At 56.0% G+C, this 336-nt stretch carries 1 pseudogene; it reads left to right on the forward strand.

The features are described 5' to 3' along the window. Positions 1 to 336, forward strand: a pseudogene (locus ACFHWW_RS34465) (hypothetical protein); the annotation flags it as partial.

A 336-nucleotide genomic window follows, 5' to 3' on the forward strand; every position in this document is an offset into this window, starting at 1 on the left:
TGGCGGCTGATCCAGGCTGCTACGACTATCTTGCGGCGGAAAACATTGAGGCAATCCGTGTCGATACAGGCAATCTCAATGCGCTGATCCGCGAATGTTCCCGGCTACGTGCGACCTATGACATTGCTGGCATTACTGTGGACCTCGACGAGTCTTTCTATGCGACAGCTGGGAAGCTCTGCCGGCATTTCGATCTGCCGGGACCAGACCCCATGTCCATTGAACGATGCTGCGACAAATTCACTCAACGTCAGCTCCTCGCGGAGGCTGGTGTCCCGGTACCTGCTTATCGCCTGGCAGCGAATGTGGCCGACGTAAAAAATTTTGCCGCGGAGA

It is taken from the genome of Sinorhizobium sp. P24N7 (assembly GCF_042436655.1).
GTDB lineage: Bacteria > Pseudomonadota > Alphaproteobacteria > Rhizobiales > Rhizobiaceae > Sinorhizobium > Sinorhizobium meliloti_A.